Annotated in this window: 24 protein-coding genes; 5 read left to right on the forward strand and 19 right to left on the reverse strand. The window is 64.6% G+C overall.

Features of this window, described 5'->3' with window-relative positions; all coding sequences use genetic code 11:
• The first annotated feature begins 149 nt into the window (after window positions 1–149).
• Both I6F16_RS03590 and I6F16_RS03595 read left to right on the forward strand, forming a co-directional pair.
• Window positions 150–1,385, forward strand: coding sequence for an amidohydrolase family protein (locus tag I6F16_RS03590; protein ID WP_225112174.1), 1,236 nt, complete (start codon window positions 150–152; stop codon window positions 1,383–1,385).
• 196 nt (window positions 1,386–1,581) lie between these two features.
• The gene (locus I6F16_RS03595; protein ID WP_345960823.1) at window positions 1,582–1,905 is read left to right on the forward strand and encodes a hypothetical protein; all 324 of its coding nucleotides are present in this window, start codon (window positions 1,582–1,584) and stop codon (window positions 1,903–1,905) included.
• On the opposite strand, the gene I6F16_RS03600 is transcribed toward I6F16_RS03595, so the two are convergent.
• The 6 genes from I6F16_RS03600 to I6F16_RS03625 all read right to left on the reverse strand — a co-directional run bounded on the left by I6F16_RS03600 (window position 1,906) and on the right by I6F16_RS03625 (window position 7,346).
• Window positions 1,906–2,829 carry an NAD(P)-dependent oxidoreductase gene (locus I6F16_RS03600; RefSeq protein ID WP_225112173.1) on the reverse strand — a complete coding sequence of 308 codons (924 nt, stop codon included), beginning with the start codon at window positions 2,827–2,829 and terminating at the stop codon, window positions 1,906–1,908.
• The gene (locus I6F16_RS03605; RefSeq protein ID WP_225112172.1) at window positions 2,829–3,707 is read right to left on the reverse strand and encodes a hypothetical protein; all 879 of its coding nucleotides are present in this window, start codon (window positions 3,705–3,707) and stop codon (window positions 2,829–2,831) included. Before I6F16_RS03605 ends, I6F16_RS03600 begins: the two co-directional genes overlap by 1 nt.
• Complete coding sequence (locus I6F16_RS03610) at window positions 3,704–4,417, reverse strand: PIG-L deacetylase family protein (RefSeq protein ID WP_225112171.1); 714 nt, start codon at window positions 4,415–4,417, stop codon at window positions 3,704–3,706. The genes I6F16_RS03605 and I6F16_RS03610 overlap by 4 nt, the downstream gene beginning before the upstream one ends.
• A 75-nt stretch (window positions 4,418–4,492) precedes the next feature.
• A complete protein-coding gene (locus I6F16_RS03615) occupies window positions 4,493–5,377 on the reverse strand; it encodes an amidohydrolase family protein (protein WP_225112170.1) in 885 nt (294 codons plus the stop codon).
• Window positions 5,378–5,408: 31 nt separating this feature from the next.
• A complete protein-coding gene (locus I6F16_RS03620) occupies window positions 5,409–6,119 on the reverse strand; it encodes a TetR family transcriptional regulator (protein ID WP_036001304.1) in 711 nt (236 codons plus the stop codon).
• A gap of 84 nt (window positions 6,120–6,203) precedes the next feature.
• Window positions 6,204–7,346: a mechanosensitive ion channel family protein gene (locus I6F16_RS03625; protein ID WP_109144111.1), complete on the reverse strand. Its 1,143-nt coding sequence runs from the start codon at window positions 7,344–7,346 to the stop codon at window positions 6,204–6,206.
• A 126-nt stretch (window positions 7,347–7,472) separates the two neighbouring features.
• Between I6F16_RS03625 and I6F16_RS03630 the strand changes: the two genes are divergently transcribed.
• Window positions 7,473–8,723, forward strand: coding sequence for a DUF763 domain-containing protein (locus I6F16_RS03630; RefSeq protein WP_225112169.1), 1,251 nt, complete (start codon window positions 7,473–7,475; stop codon window positions 8,721–8,723).
• 35 nt (window positions 8,724–8,758) lie between these two features.
• Here the strand turns inward: I6F16_RS03630 and I6F16_RS03635 are convergent, their stop codons facing one another.
• From I6F16_RS03635 to I6F16_RS03670, 8 genes are all read right to left on the reverse strand, one after another.
• A complete protein-coding gene (locus I6F16_RS03635; protein ID WP_036001316.1) occupies window positions 8,759–9,001 on the reverse strand; it encodes a hypothetical protein in 243 nt (80 codons plus the stop codon).
• A gap of 24 nt (window positions 9,002–9,025) precedes the next feature.
• Window positions 9,026–9,289 (reverse strand): hypothetical protein, encoded by a 264-nt coding sequence (locus I6F16_RS03640; protein ID WP_036001319.1) that lies wholly within the window; start codon window positions 9,287–9,289, stop codon window positions 9,026–9,028.
• Window positions 9,290–9,304: 15 nt separating this feature from the next.
• Window positions 9,305–9,532 (reverse strand): hypothetical protein, encoded by a 228-nt coding sequence (locus I6F16_RS03645; RefSeq protein ID WP_036034382.1) that lies wholly within the window; start codon window positions 9,530–9,532, stop codon window positions 9,305–9,307.
• A gap of 1 nt (window position 9,533) precedes the next feature.
• A complete protein-coding gene (locus tag I6F16_RS03650; RefSeq protein WP_036001325.1) occupies window positions 9,534–9,734 on the reverse strand; it encodes a hypothetical protein in 201 nt (66 codons plus the stop codon).
• 14 nt (window positions 9,735–9,748) lie between these two features.
• Complete coding sequence (locus I6F16_RS03655; RefSeq protein ID WP_036001413.1) at window positions 9,749–9,934, reverse strand: hypothetical protein; 186 nt, start codon at window positions 9,932–9,934, stop codon at window positions 9,749–9,751.
• A gap of 148 nt (window positions 9,935–10,082) precedes the next feature.
• Window positions 10,083–11,354, reverse strand: a complete 1,272-nt coding sequence (locus tag I6F16_RS03660; RefSeq protein WP_036001328.1) for a cytochrome P450 — start codon at window positions 11,352–11,354, stop codon at window positions 10,083–10,085.
• 101 nt (window positions 11,355–11,455) lie between these two features.
• Window positions 11,456–11,779, reverse strand: a complete 324-nt coding sequence (locus I6F16_RS03665) for a hypothetical protein (protein WP_036001330.1) — start codon at window positions 11,777–11,779, stop codon at window positions 11,456–11,458.
• A gap of 190 nt (window positions 11,780–11,969) precedes the next feature.
• Window positions 11,970–12,743 carry a ferredoxin--NADP reductase gene (locus I6F16_RS03670; protein ID WP_036001332.1) on the reverse strand — a complete coding sequence of 258 codons (774 nt, stop codon included), beginning with the start codon at window positions 12,741–12,743 and terminating at the stop codon, window positions 11,970–11,972.
• 157 nt (window positions 12,744–12,900) lie between these two features.
• Between I6F16_RS03670 and I6F16_RS03675 the strand changes: the two genes are divergently transcribed.
• Window positions 12,901–14,097, forward strand: coding sequence for an amidohydrolase family protein (locus I6F16_RS03675; RefSeq protein ID WP_036001335.1), 1,197 nt, complete (start codon window positions 12,901–12,903; stop codon window positions 14,095–14,097).
• Window positions 14,098–14,221: 124 nt separating this feature from the next.
• On the forward strand, window positions 14,222–14,923 hold the full coding sequence (locus tag I6F16_RS03680; protein WP_036001338.1) for a hypothetical protein: 702 nt from the start codon (window positions 14,222–14,224) through the stop codon (window positions 14,921–14,923).
• A gap of 4 nt (window positions 14,924–14,927) precedes the next feature.
• On the opposite strand, the gene I6F16_RS03685 is transcribed toward I6F16_RS03680, so the two are convergent.
• The 5 genes from I6F16_RS03685 to I6F16_RS03705 form a co-directional block, all read right to left on the reverse strand.
• The gene (locus I6F16_RS03685; protein ID WP_036001342.1) at window positions 14,928–15,317 is read right to left on the reverse strand and encodes a hypothetical protein; all 390 of its coding nucleotides are present in this window, start codon (window positions 15,315–15,317) and stop codon (window positions 14,928–14,930) included.
• Window positions 15,318–15,479: 162 nt separating this feature from the next.
• Window positions 15,480–15,935 (reverse strand): MarR family transcriptional regulator, encoded by a 456-nt coding sequence (locus I6F16_RS03690; RefSeq protein WP_036001344.1) that lies wholly within the window; start codon window positions 15,933–15,935, stop codon window positions 15,480–15,482.
• A gap of 24 nt (window positions 15,936–15,959) precedes the next feature.
• On the reverse strand, window positions 15,960–16,664 hold the full coding sequence (locus I6F16_RS03695; RefSeq protein WP_057028850.1) for an ABC transporter ATP-binding protein: 705 nt from the start codon (window positions 16,662–16,664) through the stop codon (window positions 15,960–15,962).
• A complete protein-coding gene (locus I6F16_RS03700) occupies window positions 16,661–17,452 on the reverse strand; it encodes an ABC transporter ATP-binding protein (protein ID WP_036001349.1) in 792 nt (263 codons plus the stop codon). The genes I6F16_RS03695 and I6F16_RS03700 overlap by 4 nt, the downstream gene beginning before the upstream one ends.
• Window positions 17,449–19,338, reverse strand: coding sequence for an ABC transporter permease (locus I6F16_RS03705; RefSeq protein ID WP_057028848.1), 1,890 nt, complete (start codon window positions 19,336–19,338; stop codon window positions 17,449–17,451). Before I6F16_RS03705 ends, I6F16_RS03700 begins: the two co-directional genes overlap by 4 nt.
• Window positions 19,339–19,364: the final 26 nt, after the last annotated feature.

Genomic DNA, 19,364 nt, shown 5'->3' on the forward strand with positions numbered 1-19,364 from the left:
GGGGTTCTCTCCGGATGCCGCTATCTTACAATCCGGGTGCCTCAAAGTGCATGCACAATTTTTGGACAATCCAGCCCCAGCATTGCACACAATCTGGAGCTGCCCGCCCCCACGGCTTCCGCTAGGCTGCCACGGCTGAATCCAACGCCATGACCGCCCAAGCCACCTTCGACCTGATCTTCCGCAACGCATTGTTGCGCTCTTCCGCCGTACCGGTCGATATCGGGGTGAAGGACGGCCGCATCGCCGCGATCGCGCCAAAGCTGGCCTGCGAGGCCGCCGACGTCGATCTCGGCGGCCTCCTCGCCCTGCCCGGCTTCGTCGACACCCACATCCATCTCGACAAGGCCTGCCTGCTCGGCCGCTGCGGCCACGATCACGGCAGCGTCTCGGAGGCGATCCGCGCCGTCGCCGGGATGAAGAAGGATTTCACAATCGAGGACGTCTACGCGCGCGGCGCCAGAGTGCTCGAACGCGCCATCGTCAACGGCACGACGCGCATGCGGACGCATGTCGAGATCGACCCCCGCATCGGCCTCCGCGGCTACGAGGCGGTCAAGGCGCTGAAGCGCGATTACGCCTGGGCGATCGATCTCGAGCTCTGCGTCTTCCCGCAGGAAGGCCTCACCAACGATCCCGGAGCCGAGGAGCTGCTGATCCAGGCGCTGCGCGAAGGCGGCGAGGTCATTGGCGGCTGTCCCTACATGGACACCGACCCGAATGCCCATCTCGCGCGCATCTTCGATCTCGCTGAGGAATTCGACATCGACGTCGATCTCCATCTCGATTTCGATCTCGATCCCTCCTGGTGGCATCTCGACGAGGTCTGCCGCCAGACCGAGCGGCGCAGCTACGGCGGACGCGTCGCGATCGGCCATGCCACGAAACTGTCGGCCTTGCCCCCCGAACGGATGAAGGCGGCCACTGCGCAACTGGCAAGGTCAGGCGTTGCGGTCACCGTCCTGCCCGCGACCGATCTCTATCTGATGGGGCGCGAGGCCACGCACAACGCGCCGCGCGGGCTGACCCTCGCCCACAAGCTTGCCGGCGACGGCGTGCTCTGCTCGGTCGCGACCAACAACGTGCTCAATCCCTTCACGCCGTTCGGCGATGCCTCGCTGCTGCGGATGGCGAACTTCTACGCCAACGTCGCGCACGCCTCGGTCAGCGACTTCGACACCTGCCTGGACCTCGTGACCGAGCTGCCGGCCCGGCTGATGAACCTCGCCGACTACGGCATCGAGGTCGGCAATCCCGCCGATCTGATCGTGCTCGATACCAAGGACAGCCGATTCGCCATCGCCGAGCTGCCTGACGTCCTGATGGGCTTCAAGCGCGGCCGGCAGACATTTGCACGGCCCCGGCCGACCCTGTTCAAGAGCTGAGCGCGTTTCACGGCCGATATTTCGGGCATCGCGCGCACAACCTGATCGGCCGCGAGGCCACGGCAGTTCGATTTTACCGCCGGTCCGCGCCGACCCGAGTTCGGTAGAATCCCGGACCGTAGCTCAACGCATTGCGAGGCGGGCCGCGCCGCCGTAACTACGACGTGCACTGACAATCTGCGTTCAGTGGGGAAGTATGAGTCTGTTCAGCGCATTCAGCAGCATCGATGATTCCGTCCAGGCCCGAACGCCGACCGATACGGCGGTGAAGCGGCTGGACGGCATCGGCCACGTTCTCTCGGGCCTCGATATCTCGGCCATCCAGACGCAGGCTGACGTGAACCGTACGCTCTGGACGCTCGATGCCGCCAGCAAGTGTGTTCGCGCCGTGCTGGCGGAGTTCCGCACCCAGCCGGCCACCGAGCAGCTCGTCCGTAAATCCCGCAATCTGATCGACCTGATCGAACGCGCGCGCGACCAGGTCGTAAGCTTCGAAGCCAGCGATCCGATCCTGAGCTGACTATTTCGTCCGATTGATTCTGGCGAGGATCCGGTCGGCCTCGGTGCGCCAGTCCGCACTGCGGGCGAATTCGCTGCTGCCCCTCAACCCGAACAGCCCCTCATCGGCGAGATCAGCCATCCAGGCCTGCCGCTCGGCCGTGCCTTGCGCCGACCACGGCGTCAGCCCCGCCTCGCGCACGGTCTCGGCGACCTCCCGCACCTCTTCGGCCCGGCGGCGGCCGTGCTCGATCACGCGCTGGAAGCAATAGGCGCCCAGCTCCTCCCAATCGATCCCGGGGAACGTTTCCGCAAGCGAAGGCAGCACCGCATCCTCGACACCATAGGCGCGCGCTGTCGTGAAGCTCTCGATGACCATGGCCTCCAGGCCCTTGATCATGATGCTGCGGCACATTTTGACGGCCGAGGACACGCCGAGCTTGTCACTGGCAACCTTGGCCGCGAAACCGATCGTATTCAGAAGCGGCTCGAGCTCCCTCGCGCCGGGTCCGCCGAGCAGCAAAGGCACCTTGATGCAATAAGGCGGCACTGAGGTCATCACCGCGCCCTCGACATAGCGCCCGGCGGCGCCGTCGATCAGCCCTGCCGCGCGCTGCTTGGCGCCGGGAGAGGCCGAGTTGAAATCGAGAAACCAGGTGCCCTGATTGATCGCTGCCGCACAAGCCTTTGCGACCGGCACGGCCTGGCTCGCCGTGACGGCGGAGATGATGAAGTCGGACTTCGCGGCCAGCTCTGCGTGGGAAGTTGCAAGAGAGACACCGAATTTCGCCGCATGCTCCTGCAGCGGCGCGCCCTGCTCGCCGCCGAGCTTGATGCCGTAGGCTGAGACTCTGATGTCCTGCTGGCGCAAATCCTCGGCCAAAATCCTGCCGACCTCGCCATAGCCGACCAGTCCGATCTGCCAGCGCCTGGGATCACCTGCCATCAGTTCAGTCCTCGTGTCGTCTCGTCAAAGAGCTCATCGACCGTATAGCGGCGCGGGATCAGCGCCTGCTGGAATGCGTAGTCGATGATCAGCTCGAGCGGTTTTCTGTTGGCCTCGATCCCATACGGAACGAGGTCCGGCCTTGCCGTCGGTCCCGTCTGCGCCTTGTTGCGCTTGAGCAGATCATAGACGCCGGCGACCACGTCAGGGCGCGCCTTCGCGAGCTGCTCGGTCACGACCACGAGATGGTTGACCGGGACCACGCCACGTCGCGCATACCATCTGGCGGCCTCCGTGGCCGGATCGGGAAACAGCGGCTTCAGCCTGGGATCATCGGAGGTCTCGCCGAGGACGGCATCGAGCTCGCCGTCGAGCAACATCTGGAGGATCTTCTTGTCCTTCGGGGCGCGCTCCGTGGTGTCGACATACTCGGCGACGTGCGGATCCTCGAAGGTGATCCAGCGGATCCTGTCGAGATCGACGCCGTAATCGTTGGCGAGGATGCCCCTGATCCAGGCGCCCGTCGTGGTCGTGAAGGAGCGGATGCCGACACGCTTGCCTTCGAGATCGGTGGGCCCGAGCGTCCCATGCGTGGGATTATAGAGCGCGTAAGAATGCTGGAAGCGGCCGAGCATGGTCGCCGGCAGCAGCACCAGCGGCTTGGCGTGCGCTTTCGCCATCAGATAGGTGACGATCGCCATCTCGCAGACGTCGAAGGCCTGCTCGCGCACCATCGGCTTGAACGCCGTGTTGGTCGGCGTGTATTCGATGAAATCGAGATCGAACAGGTCGGAACGGAGCGCCCCGCTCTTCACCGCCTGCACATGGTGGTGACTGCCGAGCACGGCCTTCAGCTTGATGTTGCGGACCGGCGTCATGCCAGCTCGTCCGCAACCGTCGGGAACAGGCGCTGATAGGCCTCGCCATAGGTCATGGGCACGCCGGTGTTGCGGCTGCCCTGGATGCCGCGGTTGAGCGCGACGCGCTCGTAATAGCCCCAGAGATGTTTTTGCGCAGCGAGAATCTGGAACGCCTCATACTTCTCCTTCCAGACTTCGTCGATCTTGAGGATCGTGTCCGGCTTGTAATTGCACTGCTCGGGCTGATGCGGCTCGAACAGGAACACCGGCGGGGCCGAATATTTGTACTGCGCGCCGGGCTTGTGGCCCATGGCCTGCGCGACCACGCGCGTCTCCTGCGCGAAATGGGCCGCGTTCGGATGGTCGAAATTATAGGGGTCTTCCAGCGCATGTGTCAGGACGAAGCTCGGATTGAGCTCGCGGTAGATGTCCACCATGCGGTCGAAATGCGCCTCGGTGAGCTTCAGCGGATAGTCACCGCAATCGAAGAACTCGATTTCGGCGCCCAGCAGCCTGGCTGCCCGCTCCGCTTCGTCCTTGCGGCCGGCCTTGACCGATTCCAGCGTCGCGCCCTGCTCCTTCCAGGCGAACTGGCTCTCGCCGCGCTCCCCGAAGGACAGGCACACGATCTTCATCCGATAGCCCTTCCTCGCGTGCAGCGCGATGGCGCCGCCGGCGCGCCAGACGAAATCGCCGGGATGGGCTGTGACGACGAGGCCTGTTTTCATGGGCTACTCCTTTTTGTTTCGTATGCATGCGTCCACAGCACATGTCCTCCCAGCGTGCCGGTCGCGATGACGTCGTCACGCCTCGAACCCGAACAGGCGCGCGGGATTGTCGACCAGAATCTTCGTCTGCAGCTCCGGCTCCGGCGCGAACAGCGGGATCAAATCGACGAGATCGCCGTCATTCGGCATCACCTTGACGTTGGGATGCGGCCAGTCCGTACCCCAGATGACGCGATCCGGCGCGGTCTCGACGATCTTTCGCGCGAACGGCACCGCATCGGTGAACGGCGGACCGATAGAGGACACCCGCTCCGAGCCGCAGATCTTCACCCAGCACTTGTCATCGCGCTGCATCAGCTCGATCAGGATTCTGAACGGCAACTGGTCGAGCCCGTCTGCCGCCTTCACCCGGCCCATATGGTCGATGGTGTAGGTCAGGGGCAGCCTTGTCAGCATGTCGGCATATTCGGGCAGATCGATCGCATCGAAATGCAGATCGATGTGCCAGCCGAGCGGCGTGACCATCGCGGCGATGCGGTCGAACACGCGCTTGTCGGGGAGGCCGCCGAGATGGCGGACGAAATTGAAACGGCAGCCGCGAAAACCGCCCTCATGCAGCACGCGCAGGTCGCGCTCGGTGACGGCGCCATCGATGTTGGCGACGGCACGGTAGGCGCCATTGCTCTCAGCGATCGCATCGAGCGCCACCCTGTTGTCGGTGCCGTGCACGCTGGCATTGACGATGACGGCCCGCTCCACGCCGAGCTTGGCATGCAGCGCGCGAAAATCCTCCAGCGGCGCATCCGGCGGCGTGTAGGAACGCTCCGGCGCGTACGGATATTTCGTGCCGGGCCCGAAGATGTGGCAATGCGCGTCACACGACAACTTCGGCAGCCTGAACTTCGGCGTGCGCGTGTTCGGGTCGGGCGGTGGAATGGTCGGCGTGTACATCATCGTCATGAGGTGAACCGCCGAAGCGAGATTTCTTGCTTCACGCCTTGCCGGCGACGACCGGCCGCCGCCGCGCCGGCGCGGCCTCATCCAGCGCCGGCGCCTGGAAGGCGGCGACGGTGGCCTGCACCAATTGTTCGATGGCGCAAGCGGCATCGCTGCCGTCGGCCTCGCCGCGCGACAGGCGCGACACGCGCTCCGGCGTCACCAGCGAATAATAGAGTGCGCCGAGCAGGAAGTGACTGCGCCAGACGATGTCCGTGCGCGGAATGTGCGGCAGACTCTCGTGCACCGCGTCGATGAAGGCGTGGCTGGTGTCGTCGAAGGTCTGCGCGATGATCTTTCGCGCGACCTCGTTACCTTCCGCCGACATCACCGCGCGCAGCCGCGTGAAACGCGCCCCGCCGCCGGCGAGATCGCTGCCCGAGGTGAAGGCCGGCACCACATAGGCCCGAACGATCGCCTCCAGCCGGTCCTGGAGATCGCGCACGCGCTTTGCGGCCGCGAGCAGCTCGGAACGGCGCAGATTCATCGGCCCGCAATGACGCCGGTAGATCTCCAGCAGCAAACCGTCCTTGGTCTTGAAATGATAGGTCACGCTGCCCGGATTTGCCCCGGCAGCTTGCGCAATGTCGCGCACCGATACGGCATTGAAGCCGTTGGTGGCGAACAGCTCCTCCGCGGCGGCGAGGATCGCCTCGCGCATGTTCGGCTTGCGGGCCGCTTCCTTGCTGGTGGGCTTGCGTACCATGAGATTTGTACTATCGTACAAAAGATCAGGTCTCGTCAACAAGAACGTGGCAATGGCGGGACGGCGCAGGCGCGTAAGCGCCGTTCAGTGACTGGCGCTCGCCCGCATCTTCTCCGGCGGTGCGGGACGCAGTCCGAGATCGCCCTCTCCGTCTCCCGACGGGATCAGGATGGCGCGGTCGCGCGGCAGCGCCTCCGGCATCTCGTCGCGGATGAAGGCGATGAGCTTCTCCCTGATCTCGCAGCGCAGGTCCCACGACTGCGGTGCGTTCCTGGCACTGACCAGCGCCCGAAGCTCGATGGTGCGCGAATCGGCATCGATCACCTGGAGATTCACCACCTCCCCGTCCCACAGCTTCGACTGCTTCACCGCCTCCTCCAGCCAGCGTCGGATGCGCGGGACGTCGGCGCGATAGTCGACATGCAGCGCGACGACGCCGATGAGGGATGCGGTGTCGCGCGTCCAGTTCTGGAACGGCTTTTCGATGAAGTAGGACAGCGGCACCACCATGCGGCGCCAATCCCACAGCCGGATCACGACATAGGTCGAGGCGATATCCTCGATCCAGCCCCATTCGTTCTCGATGATCACGGCATCCTCGATGCGGATCGGCTGGGTGATCGCGATCTGCAGGCCGGCGATCAGATTGCTCAGCAGCGGGCGCGCGGCAAGGCCGACGATGATACCGGCAGCACCTGCGGAGGCGAACAGGCTGACTCCGTATTGCTTCACGGAGTCGAACGTCATCAGCGCGGCGGAGACCGTGATGATGACGATGATGGTGTCGGTGACGCGCTTGAACACGCGCACCTGCGTGACATGCTTGCGCGCGACGAAATTCTCGGTGACATCGCGAAAGTTCTGCAAGTAGCGCGCCGCGCTCATGTCGACGATCCGGATCGAGATCCAGCCGATCAGCGCGATGAAGGCCACGACGAACAGCCGCGTCAGGGGGGTGCGGATCGTATCGTCGAGCGGCGCCAGCGGCAGCACCATTGCGACGGCGGCAAGGCAAAGCGCCATTTGCGCGGGGCCTGCCGTGCGCTCGATGAACACACTCAAGAGCGGAAGCCGCGTTCCGAAAGCGCGGTTGAGCAGCCATGTGGCGACCCGGTAGGCGAGCAGGGCCAGAAGGATCGCGCCGGCAACCAGGGTGAGGCCGATGAACCATGACGGTATCCAGCCGAACATCCTGTCGATATCGGCCGTCAGAGCCTGCCAATCCATGGATCGTCCCCATCATTGCATTCACGCAATCCGCACAACGCATCCCGGCCGGCTTCGCTCCCCCGCCCCGTGCAATGCAGCATCCCGCAGGTGCAACCGTCGCTGAGCTGCGCTAGGCTTGTCGCCATGACTCGACGAACCGGCAGCGCCGATCTTCCTCTTCACACCGGGCGGGTTCCGCCCTGGCTGGCAAGTCGCATGTCCTCGCTCGGGGCGATCGTCACCCAGGCGATCGTGCATCATTACGGCCGCGACGCATTTCTACAGCGCCTGTCGCATCCATTCTGGTTCCAGTCGTTTGGCGCCGTGATGGGAATGGACTGGCACTCCTCCGGCATCACCACCTCCGTGATCGGCGCGCTGAAGCGCGGGCTCGGACCGCTCCAGGACGAGCTCGGGATTTACGTCTGTGGCGGTCGCGGTCAGCATTCGCGCAAGACGCCGGACGAGCTGTTGCAGCTCGGCGACCGCGTCGGATTCGACGGCATCAAGCTGACCCGGGCCAGCCGTTTGGTCGCCAAGGTCGACAGCGCCGCGGTCCAGGACGGCTTTGACCTTTACCTGCACGGCTTCTTCGTCACCACTGAGGGTAAATGGACGGTGGTGCAGCAGGGCATGAACGGCGACAAGCGGCAGGCGCGGCGCTATCACTGGCACTCCGAGGCACTGAAGAGCTTTGTCGATACGCCGCACAGCGCAATCGACGGGCCGCAGCAGGGGGAGATCGTCAATCTCACCGATCATCGCGCCGATCTATCTCGGACGGCACAGCTCGAGCTGCTCTCCGACCTCGGCCCGGATCGCATCGTCTCCGAATTCGAGCGGCTCGCGGGGACCCCGTCCACGCCGGCGCAAGGCATGCTGCCGCATCTGATCATGCCTGCGCATCATGATGTGCGGCCGAAGGACGTGTTCGCGCGCCGCCTGCACGGCACACTCGCCGCTGCAGCCGAACGCGGCCCGGCGGATTTTCCGGAGCTGCTGCTGACGCCGGGCGTCGGCGCGCGCACGGTGCGCTCGCTCGCGATGGTTGCCGAGGTCGTGCACGGCGCGCCCTATCGCTTCACCGACCCCGCACGTTTCTCGCTCGCCCATGGCGGCAAGGACCGGCATCCCTACCCCGTTCCGATCAAGGTCTATGACGAGACCATCCGGGTGCTGAAGGGCGCGATCCGAAACGCGAAGCTCGGACGCGACGAGGAGATGCAGGCGATCAAACGCCTCGACGACCAAACACGGCGGTTGGAGAGGACCGCGCGCGGGCCTTCGGTCGAGGCTTTCATCGCCGGCGAGCGTGCGGCCTCACCGGATCTCGACGGCCGCTCGGTGTTCGGCTGGGAGCGCGACCTTGCGCCCACAAAAAAGCGGACCGGCTGAACACCGGTCCGCAAGTCGGCGGAAGGAACGCCCTCTCAGGTCTCGTCGGCCTCCGGCTTCTCATCGAGCCGGTTTGCTGCGTGGTCCTGATATTGTTCGGTCTGGATGGACTTGCCGTCCATGCCGCGAATGTCCGAATGCTGTTTCTTGTCTCGGTTGGACAGGACCATGTTGTCGCCGATCATCTCCTTCGGCACGTCGGTCAATGCGCCGGTGCCGTCGCCCTTGCCATGCATGCCCGATCTGAAGTGCGTCTTGCTGCCATGCCCACCAGGCATCAGTCTCTCCTCTCTTCCGATGATTTAGTGCTTCTGTTGTGCCGTCGTCGGTTTGGGCGGCTTGTGGCCGCTCTGGCCGGGATCGTTGTGCTTGTTGTGATCGCTTTCCTGGTTGAGGCCGCCGCGGCTCACCGGAAACTCGCTATGACGAGCTTCGGGGTTGGCACGATGGACGCGCGTATCTTGCGGGTTATGACCGGCGGCCTGCTCGAGTTCTCGCGCATCCGGAACATCTGGCTTCCGCTCGAGGATGCGCACTTGCTGTTCGTGAGTCTTCTTGCCCTGCATTGTGGGCCTCCAATCTTACCGGCCTCTTCGGGGCGAACCGCTCCGCGCGACATCCTTGTCGATACCGCCACCGGCGTTCACGTCGTTTTCGACGTCGCCTTCGATCGTGTTCTCGCCCAAGACGTCCTCGAGGTCGTCAGGCGAAACGCCTGCCCTGTTCGCGCCCTTGGATCCGCCGATCAGGGGATTGTCATGCAGGTCCTTCTCGGTCGGCGCGTACAGCTTGGGTTGCTTGTTGGCCATGTCACCTGCCTCCGCCCTTTCCGGCCTCGTCGTGCGTGTGATGGGAATCGCGCTCGCCACCGCCGCCGGAAACCCGGCTGTGGCTGCGCTGCGGATCGTCCGCCGGCGGCTTCTTCACCTGAAGTGGTGCCTTCGCGTTCTCATGCGAGGCGCCGGGTCCGCCCTGTCGAATGCTGTTCGGTGTCTTCGTGGATGTCGACATGAATGTCGTCCTCCTCAGCGATCTTGCTGATAGCCTTGGTTGGTCGTGTTCTGCTTGATGTTGCCCTGCTGTCCCTGCTGATCTGGATTCTGTACACGCTCCTGACCGTGCGGCATCTGATCGGCGGACATCTGCTTGCGATCGCCGGTTCCCTTGCGGCTCTGATTGTCCGGTGGAACAGGTGGCATCTTGCTGGCCATGATCTGGTCTCCCGTTAAGACGTCGATCTGCGACATGCGCCCCAAGGAACTCCCCTCCGCGTCATGTCGGGATGACAACAGCACGAACGGCACACCGTTCCTGGCCGATCACAACAGGCAAAGATTTTCCGAAAGGGCGCCGCCGACGTCAGTTCGCCGCGGTGAGGGAACGATCGTGCCTCGTTCCGCTGCGTGCAGTCGTCTCTGTTCCGCGGCCCTCTGCCGTGACGGGAAGCTTCGCGATCGCGCGCAAGCCCGGCCGCCTGCGCCAGCGGATTTCAGCGGCATCGACGGCAAGACTCAATTTCGGCCAACGCACGAACAGCGCCTCCAGCGCACAGGCCGCCTCGATGCGCGCGAGCTGATGGCCGAGACAGAAGTGGATTCCCGTGCCGAACGAGATATGGCGGTTCGGCTTGCGTTCGAGATCGAGGGTCTCGGGACGATCATGTACCGCGGGATCCATGTTCGCAGCGGCGAGCATCACCATGACGCGATCGCCCTTCTTCAGGCGCACGCCCTCGACCTCGACATCGCGCCGCACGTAGCGCGGCTTGGAGAATTGCACCGGTGAGACGAAGCGCAGAAACTCCTCGACTGCGAGCCCGACACGGCTCCAATCCTGTTCCAGCCAATCGCGCCGTTCGGGATTCCTGAGCAGCTCGTAGATGGAACCGCTGATGAGATGGGTGGTGGTTTCCGATCCCGCCCCGAGCAACAGAAACACCATCGAGACCATTTCATCCGGCGTGATCTGGCCGCCTTCGCGCTCGACCTGAATCAGCTCGGCAATCAGGCCCTCGCCGCCCTGGACACGCGCGATCTGCAACTGCTGCTCGAGGTAGGCGCGCATCTTGCGCACCGCGAACAGCAGGCGGAAGAAGCTGACGACATTCGTCAGCGAGGATATCGCGTTGGCCCAGGCGATGAACTTTGGACGATCTGCGAGCGGCAGGCCGAGCAGCTCCGAGATCACCGCGAGCGGCAGGATGCGCGCATAGCGCTGGACCAGATCGGCCGGGGATCCTTGCGCGAACAGCTCGTCGGCCAGACCGTCAGCGATGGCCCGGATGCGCGGCTCCATCGCAACGATCGCGCGGCGGCGAAACGCTTCGTCGACGATGCTGCGCAGCCGCGTGTGATCCGGCTCGTCCATCGTCAGCATGTTGTTGGCGATGGTCCTGACGAATCTCGGCATCCACCAGCGCAAGCCCGCGATGTCGCCATCCTCCTTGCGCAACGTGAAGGTCGCGCCGTCCTTCAGGACCTGCGCGGTGGCGTCATGAGTCGTGGTGATCCAGACATTGCCGACGATGGGAAACCGCGTCGCGACCACGGGTGCGGACATGCGCAATTTCGCGATCGCCTTGGGCGGATCGCGAAAGAAGGCCTCGCTGGTGAAATCGAGGCGCGCTGTCATGGGATCACCGGAACGATTGGTGGCGTATCACCGAGATGGTGCGCGGCGCGGCCGGCGCAAGGGCGCGTCTGCTCGTCGGCCGCGGGCGTGGCGAGCCGCGGCTATCCGCGCCCGGAGGAGCGCTGGCCGCTCTTGCGCTGCTGTTGGGTGTAGGCGTCCCAATGGCTCCAGCTGCCATTGCTGAGGCTCTGCAGGTCGGTTGCGAGTGGACGGCGCGTCCGTTTGTCGTGATCGGCGATGGCGCGCTCCGACTGTGCGATCTTGCGCTTGAGTTCCGCGATCGTCTTCTGCGTCTGGCCGTTGCGCTTCGAGGTGGCGATCTCGCCCATCGTGAAGCGCGCGGTCTCCAGCGCCTTCAGCTCGGCGCGGTTCTTCTTCAACTGAACCCGGTGCCAGGCGATGTTGCTGTCGCTGTCCGCAACCATGTGGGAACTCCGCTGATTCGGTCCCCCATAGTATCGTGCGCCGAATCGGCGCCGCAACGCCCCGGCGGTGGCGAAAATGCGATCTTCTCGCGCAGAAATTCCGGATCTGGAGCCCCGCAACGGGACCCTAGATTCTTATTTGGGCGGGTCTTCTTGACGCGAACCGGTATCCACTTCGCTCGAAAACGCTTCAGCGCTCGGCGAAGGCCTTCTCTACCACGAACTGGGCAGGCTCGCCGTGATTGCCCTCGACGAAGCCGCGCTCACCCAGGAGGACGCGGGTGTCCGCCACAAGGGCCGGGCTGCCGCAGATCATGACGCGGTCATGGGCGGCTTCCAGCACCGGCAGGCCGATATCGGCGAACAGCTTGCCTGAGGTGATGAGATCGGTGATGCGGCCGCGATTGCGGAAGGGATCGCGCGTCACGGTCGGATAGTAGATCAGCTGGTTCTGGATGTACTCGCCGAGCAGCTCGTCCTTCGGCAGATGCTCGGTGATCATCTCGCCATAGGCGAGCTCCTTGACGTGCCGACAGCCGTGCAGCAGCACCACCTTCTCGAACCGCTCATAGGTCTCGGGATCCTTGATCACGCTCAGGAACGGCGCAAGACCCGTGCCGGTGCCGATCAGGTAGAGGTTACGTCCCTCTTCCAGATTGTCGATCACCAGTGTGCCGGTGGCCTTGCGGCTGACGATGATCTCGTCGCCTTCCTTCAGATGTTGGAGGCGCGAGGTCAGCGGTCCGTCCGGCACCTTGATCGAGAAGAACTCCAGCGTGTCCTCGTAATTGGCGCTGGCGACGCTGTAGGCCCGCAGCAGCGGCTTCTCGCCGACCCTGAGCCCGATCATGGTGAATTCGCCGTTGCGGAAGCGGAAGGTCGGGGTGCGGGTGGTCTTGAAGGAGAACAGCGTATCGGTCCAGTGGTGGACGCTCAAAACGCTTTCTTGATTGAAATTGCTCATCTCACCTTCCCTGTCGCGTCGATTGCGGTTCCGAGGCCGGCAGCTATGCGTCGTTTGTACACGATCATTCGTATACTAATGAATAATCCGGCTTGATCCCGCGGTCAAGGCTGCCCAAGATCGGAAGCGTTGCAGTTAGGAATAAGGAGCCCCTTCCATGGCGCATGACGCACCCCAGGCCACCGGACCCTCGAAGCTGGTGATCCGCAATATCGGCCTGATCCTGTCCGGCGCTTTGGAAAAGCCGATCCTGGACGGCGACACCATCGTCGCCGAGAACGGCAAGATCAGCGCGATCGGCCGCTTCAAGGAGGTCAATACCGAAGGCGCCACCACCATCGTCGACGCCAACGGCACCACGGTGGCGCCGGGCCTGATCGACAGCCACGTCCACCCTGTCGCCGGCGACTGGACGCCGCGGCAGAACCAGATCAACTGGATCGACAGCTATCTGCACGGCGGCGTCACCACCATGATCTCCGCCGGCGAGGTGCACATGCCTGGCCGACCCCGCGACGTCGTCGGCCTCAAGGCCATGGCCGTGTTCGCCCAGCGCGCATTCTGGACCTTGCGTCCTGGCGGGGTGAAGGTTCACGCCGGCGCGCCGGTGATCGAATGCGAGATGGTGGAAGAAGACTTCAAGGAGATGGCCGCGAACGGCGTCAAGCTGCTCGGCGAGGTCGGCCTCGGCGGCGTCAAGGACGGCCCGACCGCGCGGAAGATGGTCGGCTGGGCGCGCAAATACGGTATCCAGAGCACCATCCACACCGGCGGCCCGTCGATCCCCGGCTCCGGCCTGATCGACAAGGACGTGGTGCTTGAGGCCGACACCGACGTGGTCGGCCACATCAACGGCGGCCACACTGCTCTGCCCGACGACCAGATCCGCTGCATCTGCGAGGGCTGCAAGCGCGGCCTCGAGCTCGTGCACAACGGCAATGAGCGCTCGGCCCTGTTCACGCTGCGCACCGCCCGCGAGATGGGCGACCTGCATCGCGTCATCCTTGGTACCGACGCGCCCGCCGGCTCCGGCGTGCAGCCGCTCGGCATTCTGCGCATGGTCTCGATGCTGTCCTCGCTCGGCGACCTGCCGGCCGAGATCGCATTCTGCCTTGCCACCGGCAACACCGCCCGGATGCGCCAGCTCGACTGCGGCCTGATCGAGGTCGGCCGCTCCGCCGACTTCGTCATCATGGACAAGGCCCAGCACTCGCCGGGCAAGAACATCCTGGAGAGCGTTCAGCTCGGCGATCTCCCCGGCATCGGAATGACCATCATCGACGGCATCGTCCGCACCCAGCGCAGCCGCAACACGCCGCCCGCCGGCAAGGTGCCGGAGGTGGTGGCGAAGTGATGCAGCCGGAGCGGCCCGCCGCTCGCACCGTCCCTCGAAGGCATTGAACAAGTCGCAAGCCTGTTGCGTCTAACGCAGGCAGCCCTCGGCGGCGGCAGTTCATTGTTCGACCATCGAGGCTGACATGAAGGACCCATCACGGATAGCCGTGGGCGTCGCTGGCGCGGTGGCGGGCTATATCGCGATCTTTGTGCTGTTTTCTCTCCTCGATGTCGGCAACCGTGCGGACCCGATCACATCGGGTCTGCTGGGACTGTTCGTCTACTCGCCCACCGGTGCAATCGCCGGCGCGGTCCTCGCCAATTGGCTCGTGACGCGTTCAGGCAAAAATGCAGGGCAGGACGCAGGCGTCGGCGGCGTCGCGCGGAACAGCTTGAAGTCGCTCGGCATCGTCGCCCTGCTCTGCACCGCCGGCCTCGGCGCCTACATTGCGTACGCATACGCGACCGCAACGCCCTGGCTCAACCGCAACGGCGCCAATCCCCTGCTCGTGTTCGAGGTCCGCTTTCCGGCGGGAGTAACGGTGCCAACATCGGCGCAGGACATCACCATCGAACTGCAAACCGACATCAACACCATGCCGGGCGAAGTCAGTCCGGCCGCGTTCTATCGCGATGGCGACCAGGCGGTTATCGCCGGCGAAGTCGAGCTGGCGTTTCGAACCTCGCACCGGCAGCTCGCCATCAACATCCAGGGCCAGCCGAGCCGGATCTATCCGATCGATTTGACGGCCCGCGCGCCGCATACGCCGGAATTCGGAACGTGGCGGCGGCTTGGTGACGGCAGCGAAATCCGCTACCGCGCCAAATGGCCGGGAAAGACGTAAGAGATCAGCGCTTCTTCGCAATCTCACAGCGCACATAGGTCTGGCGCTTGGCCCGCCCAACTGGACCGTTGTCCATCACCAGCCTGCCATCCGCAGCGACGGAGACGCGAGGATTGGAGCGGAATTTTTCGCCCTCGCCTTCGCAGGCCAGCTTCATTTTCCAGCCGAGCCTTCCGTCGGCCGTGATCTGGCTGGCGCGGCACCGCGTCTCATACCAGTACAGGCGATTGCCGCCCTCGATGCTCATGCGGTTGGGACTGTCCTCGTTGCGACAGTCCTTTTTGGTCGAGGCCCAGAAGCCTTCGTAAGGCTGCGCCGCCAAGGCGGGAGCGCATTGGCCGGCGAGCACGGCACCAAGACTCAAGACAACCGCAAAGCGCGTCGCAACTCTCATGACCAAAACCTCGATAAACCCTTCATCAAGGTTAGTCGCCAGTTCCGGCACCTTGTTCAACTGCCGTAGGGTGGTCAAACGGCGCGAAGTGCCGTGCCCACGATTTTTGCGACTCGAGAAAGGATGGCGGGCACGCTTCGCTCTGCCCGCCCTACGAAACCTTCACCTGAGCTTGTTCAGCAGCATCATCAGCGTCTCGCGCTCTTTCGCCTCGAGCGGCGCCAGCGTCTCGCGGGTGATCGCCAGCGCGTTCGGCGCCAGCTTTTCGGCAAGCTGCTGTCCGGCGCGGGTCAGGCTCACCAGCAGGCGGCGGCCGTCCTCGGGATCCTGGCTCGTCTCGGTGAGGCCGCGCGCGGTGAGACGATCGATCACGCCCTTGATGGTCGCGACGTCCATCGCCGTCAGGCGCCCGAGCTGGTTCTGCGAGCACGGCCCGGTCTCGGCCAGTTTCGACAGCGCCGCCCATTGCGTCGGCGTCAGATTGGTGCCGATGTCGCGGGCGAAGATCGAGCTGTGGCGCTGCCAGACCTGGCGCAGGATGAAGCCGACCTGTTCGTCGAGCACGTAAGGCGGTTTCGCCGGTTTGACACTTTTCTTTGCCGCAACGCTTCTCGCCATCCGTTCGCAGCCCTTCCCCTTGCCTCACAACGACAGATGCGCGTCGCGGATATCCGGGCGCGCGTCGAGCTCGGCCATGGTGCCGCCGAAGCAGATGCGGCCGCGCTCGATGATGTAGGCGCGATCCGAAATCAGCCGCGCGAAATGCAGATTTTGCTCGGAGACGACGATGCTGACGCCTTCCTTCTTCATGGTCAGGATGGCATCAACCATCTGCTCCACGATCTTCGGCGACAGGCCCTCCGACGGCTCGTCCAGCAGCACCAGCGAGGGATTGCCCATCAGCGTGCGCGCAATGGTGAGCATCTGCTGCTCGCCGCCGCTCATTCGTCCGCCCGGGCGGTTCTTCATCTCGCCGAGGTTAGGAAACAGCGCGAACAGCTTTTCGCGCGTCCAGTGCGGCGCGTTCGGACGCTTCGGCTGGCGGCCGACTTCGAGGTTTTCCTCGACGGTCAGGTCCGTGAAGATGCGACGCTCCTCCGGCACGTAGCCGAGGCCCTCGCGCACGATCTCGTGCGTCGGTTTCGTCGAGACGTCCTTGCCCTCGAACGTGATGCGGCCGGAGCGCTGCGCGACGAGGCCGACGATCGAGCGGAACGTGGTCGACTTGCCGGCGCCGTTGCGTCCCAGCAGTGCCACCACCTCGCCCTCGCCGACCTCGAAGCCGATGTCGAACAGGATATGCGCCGGACCATAATGGCTGTTGAGGTCTTGCACCGTGAGCTTCATGTGGAGGCTCCCTCGCGGTGCCGGGCATCGTAGACAAGGCCCTCGCCGAGATAGACCGCCTGCACCTGGGGATTGCCGCGCACTTCGGCCGGCGAGCCCTCCGCGATCAACGTCCCGCGGTTGAGCACGAGGATGCGGTCGGCATGCTCGAACACCACGTCCATGTCGTGCTCGGTGAAGAGAACGCCGATGGATTTTTCCCGGGCAATGCGCGCGGTCAGCCGCATCAATTCGACGCGCTCGCGCGGTGCCATTCCGGCCGTCGGCTCGTCCATCAGCAGCAGCTTGGGCTGATTGGCGAGCGCAACCGCAAGCTCGAGCCGCTTGAGATCGCCATAGGCAAGCTCGCCGCAGGGCCGGTCCGCATAGCCGCCCATGCCGACCAGCTCGAGCAGGCGGCCGGCCTCGTCGCGATCGAACTTCGGCGCCGAGCCGAACAGATTGAACAGCTGCTTGCCGTGCGAGATCAGCGCGACCTGCACGTTCTCGCGCACGGTCATGGTGGCGAAGGTCGCGGTGATCTGGAAGGTGCGGCCGACGCCGAGCCGCCAGACCTCACGCGGCTTCCGGCCGGTGATCTCCTCGCCAAGCAGGCGAACGTGGCCGCTATCAGGCATGTTCTGGCCGTTGAGCATGTCGAAGCAGGTGCTTTTTCCGGCGCCGTTCGGCCCGATCAGCGCCAGGATCTCGCCGGCCCGCAGCGAGAACGAGACGCCTCGCACGGCATGGATGCCGCCATAGGATTTGGTCAGGCCTTCGACCGCGAGAAGTGGAGGTGCGACGCTCATTCGGCAGACTCGATCGGCTTGGCGAGCAAAGGTGATCCCGGCGGCGATGCTTTCTTGCGGCGCTGCGCCAGCATCTCCAGCGTGCCGACGATGCCCTTGGGGAAGACGACGACGATCAGCATGATGAAGCCGCCGAGCACGAGCTTCGACAGATCGGTCTGGCTCACCAGCCAGATGTTCAAAGCCTTGTAGACGATGGCGCCGATCACCGCGCCCGAGACCGTCTCGACGCCGCCGAGCAGCACCATGACGAGCGCGTCGACGGAGAGCGAAATGCCGAGATTGTCGGGGAACACGCTACCCTTGAGGTAGGCGAACAAGGCGCCGCCGATGCCGGCGGTCGTGCCGGCGATCACGAAGGCGGTCCACTGGATGCGCTTGGCATCGATGCCGATGGCTTCGCTGCGCAGAACCGAGTCGCGCGTGGCACGAAGCGCGTAGCCGAACGGCGAGAACACCATGGCCCGCAGCGCGACGGTCACCAGCGCCGCGACGCCGAGCGAAAGCCAGTAGAAGCGCGACGGGCTTGCCGCCCAGCTCGACGGCCAGAGGCCGAGAATGCCGTTGTCGCCGCCGGTCACGTCCACCCACTGGAACGCGATCGACCAGACGATCTGCGCGAAGGCGAGCGTCAGCATCGCGAAATAGACGCCGGAGAGCTGCACCGCGAAGAAGCCGAACACGGCCGCGCCCATGCAGCCGAGCAGCGGCCCGAGCAGCAAGCAGACGATCATCGGAAGTCCCGCCATCTTGGCGAGGAAGGCGATGCCATAGGCGCCGAGCCCGAAATAGGCAGCGTGACCGAACGATGCGAGGCCGCCGACCGACATCAGGAAGTGCAGGCTGACGGCGAAGATCACGAAAATCGCGATCTCCGAGCCCACGGTCAGCAGATAGTTGCCGGCGAACAGCGGCAGCATGGCCGCGACGATCAGCGCCGCAAGCGCCATCAGCCGCTCGTTCGAGGTCAGCGGCCGCCAGGGATTGACGGTGAGACCCGGCGTCTTGCGCGCGGCCGCCTCCGGCTTGCCGAACAGGCCCCAGGGACGCACGATCAGCACCACCGCCATGACCAGGAAGACGAGAATGATCGAGATCTTCGGGAAGATCAGGATGCCGAAGGCATTCAGCTCGGAGACCAGCACCGCCGCGACGAAAGCGCCGACGATGCTGCCGAGGCCACCGATCACCACCACGACGAAGACTTCGACGATGATGCGCAGGTCCATGGCGTGGTGCACGGCATCGCGCGGGATCTGGAGCGCGCCGCCGAGCGCTGCCAGGAAGACACCGACAGCGAACACCGACGTGAACAGCCACTTTTGGTTGACGCCGAGCGCGGCCACCATGTCGCGATCCTGCGTCGCCGCGCGCACCAAGACGCCCCAGCGCGTGCGCTGGAACAGCAGCCAGAGAATGCCGAGCACGACGGGACCGAGCACGATCAGGAACAGGTCGTAGCTCGGAATGTTCTGGCCGAAGAAATCGATCGCGCCCCTGAAGCCCGGCGCGCGGCGGCCGACGAGATCGTCGGGCCCCCAGATCAGCACGACGAGATCCTCGACCATCAAGGTCAGGCCGAAGGTCGCGAGCAGCTGGAACAGCTCGGGCGCATGATAGATGCGCCGGAGCAGCACCATCTCGACGATGACGCCGATCAGCGCCACCGCGAACGCGGCCAGGACGATGCCGCCCCAGAAGCCGAACGCGCCGGACAAGCGCTCGGTCAGCGTGAAGGCGATGTAGGCGCCGATCATGTAGAAGGCGCCATGCGCGAAATTCACGATCCGGGTCACGCCGAAGATGATCGACAGGCCCGAGGCCACCAGAAACAGCGACGCTGCGCTGGCGAGACCGGTCAGAAACTGTACGACGTAAAAGGCCATCGGCGGTCCGGGTTGGTTAGGTCTCG

The sequence above is a fragment of the Bradyrhizobium sp. IC4060 genome (assembly GCF_020193715.1).
GTDB lineage: Bacteria > Pseudomonadota > Alphaproteobacteria > Rhizobiales > Xanthobacteraceae > Bradyrhizobium > Bradyrhizobium yuanmingense.

What these genes read in the sequence shown, in the direction of transcription:
- I6F16_RS03590 (WP_225112174.1), top strand. Translation starts at nt 150, where the DNA reads ATGACCGCCCAAGCCACCTTCGACCTGATCTTCCGCAACGCATTGTTG.
- I6F16_RS03595 (WP_345960823.1), top strand. Translation starts at nt 1,582, where the DNA reads ATGAGTCTGTTCAGCGCATTCAGCAGCATCGATGATTCCGTCCAGGCC.
- I6F16_RS03600 (WP_225112173.1), bottom strand. Translation starts at nt 2,829, where the DNA reads ATGGCAGGTGATCCCAGGCGCTGGCAGATCGGACTGGTCGGCTATGGC.
- I6F16_RS03605 (WP_225112172.1), bottom strand. Translation starts at nt 3,707, where the DNA reads ATGACGCCGGTCCGCAACATCAAGCTGAAGGCCGTGCTCGGCAGTCAC.
- I6F16_RS03610 (WP_225112171.1), bottom strand. Translation starts at nt 4,417, where the DNA reads ATGAAAACAGGCCTCGTCGTCACAGCCCATCCCGGCGATTTCGTCTGG.
- I6F16_RS03615 (WP_225112170.1), bottom strand. Translation starts at nt 5,377, where the DNA reads ATGACGATGATGTACACGCCGACCATTCCACCGCCCGACCCGAACACG.
- I6F16_RS03620 (WP_036001304.1), bottom strand. Translation starts at nt 6,119, where the DNA reads ATGGTACGCAAGCCCACCAGCAAGGAAGCGGCCCGCAAGCCGAACATG.
- I6F16_RS03625 (WP_109144111.1), bottom strand. Translation starts at nt 7,346, where the DNA reads ATGGATTGGCAGGCTCTGACGGCCGATATCGACAGGATGTTCGGCTGG.
- I6F16_RS03630 (WP_225112169.1), top strand. Translation starts at nt 7,473, where the DNA reads ATGACTCGACGAACCGGCAGCGCCGATCTTCCTCTTCACACCGGGCGG.
- I6F16_RS03635 (WP_036001316.1), bottom strand. Translation starts at nt 9,001, where the DNA reads ATGCCTGGTGGGCATGGCAGCAAGACGCACTTCAGATCGGGCATGCAT.
- I6F16_RS03640 (WP_036001319.1), bottom strand. Translation starts at nt 9,289, where the DNA reads ATGCAGGGCAAGAAGACTCACGAACAGCAAGTGCGCATCCTCGAGCGG.
- I6F16_RS03645 (WP_036034382.1), bottom strand. Translation starts at nt 9,532, where the DNA reads ATGGCCAACAAGCAACCCAAGCTGTACGCGCCGACCGAGAAGGACCTG.
- I6F16_RS03650 (WP_036001325.1), bottom strand. Translation starts at nt 9,734, where the DNA reads ATGTCGACATCCACGAAGACACCGAACAGCATTCGACAGGGCGGACCC.
- I6F16_RS03655 (WP_036001413.1), bottom strand. Translation starts at nt 9,934, where the DNA reads ATGGCCAGCAAGATGCCACCTGTTCCACCGGACAATCAGAGCCGCAAG.
- I6F16_RS03660 (WP_036001328.1), bottom strand. Translation starts at nt 11,354, where the DNA reads ATGACAGCGCGCCTCGATTTCACCAGCGAGGCCTTCTTTCGCGATCCG.
- I6F16_RS03665 (WP_036001330.1), bottom strand. Translation starts at nt 11,779, where the DNA reads ATGGTTGCGGACAGCGACAGCAACATCGCCTGGCACCGGGTTCAGTTG.
- I6F16_RS03670 (WP_036001332.1), bottom strand. Translation starts at nt 12,743, where the DNA reads ATGAGCAATTTCAATCAAGAAAGCGTTTTGAGCGTCCACCACTGGACC.
- I6F16_RS03675 (WP_036001335.1), top strand. Translation starts at nt 12,901, where the DNA reads ATGGCGCATGACGCACCCCAGGCCACCGGACCCTCGAAGCTGGTGATC.
- I6F16_RS03680 (WP_036001338.1), top strand. Translation starts at nt 14,222, where the DNA reads ATGAAGGACCCATCACGGATAGCCGTGGGCGTCGCTGGCGCGGTGGCG.
- I6F16_RS03685 (WP_036001342.1), bottom strand. Translation starts at nt 15,317, where the DNA reads ATGAGAGTTGCGACGCGCTTTGCGGTTGTCTTGAGTCTTGGTGCCGTG.
- I6F16_RS03690 (WP_036001344.1), bottom strand. Translation starts at nt 15,935, where the DNA reads ATGGCGAGAAGCGTTGCGGCAAAGAAAAGTGTCAAACCGGCGAAACCG.
- I6F16_RS03695 (WP_057028850.1), bottom strand. Translation starts at nt 16,664, where the DNA reads ATGAAGCTCACGGTGCAAGACCTCAACAGCCATTATGGTCCGGCGCAT.
- I6F16_RS03700 (WP_036001349.1), bottom strand. Translation starts at nt 17,452, where the DNA reads ATGAGCGTCGCACCTCCACTTCTCGCGGTCGAAGGCCTGACCAAATCC.
- I6F16_RS03705 (WP_057028848.1), bottom strand. Translation starts at nt 19,338, where the DNA reads ATGGCCTTTTACGTCGTACAGTTTCTGACCGGTCTCGCCAGCGCAGCG.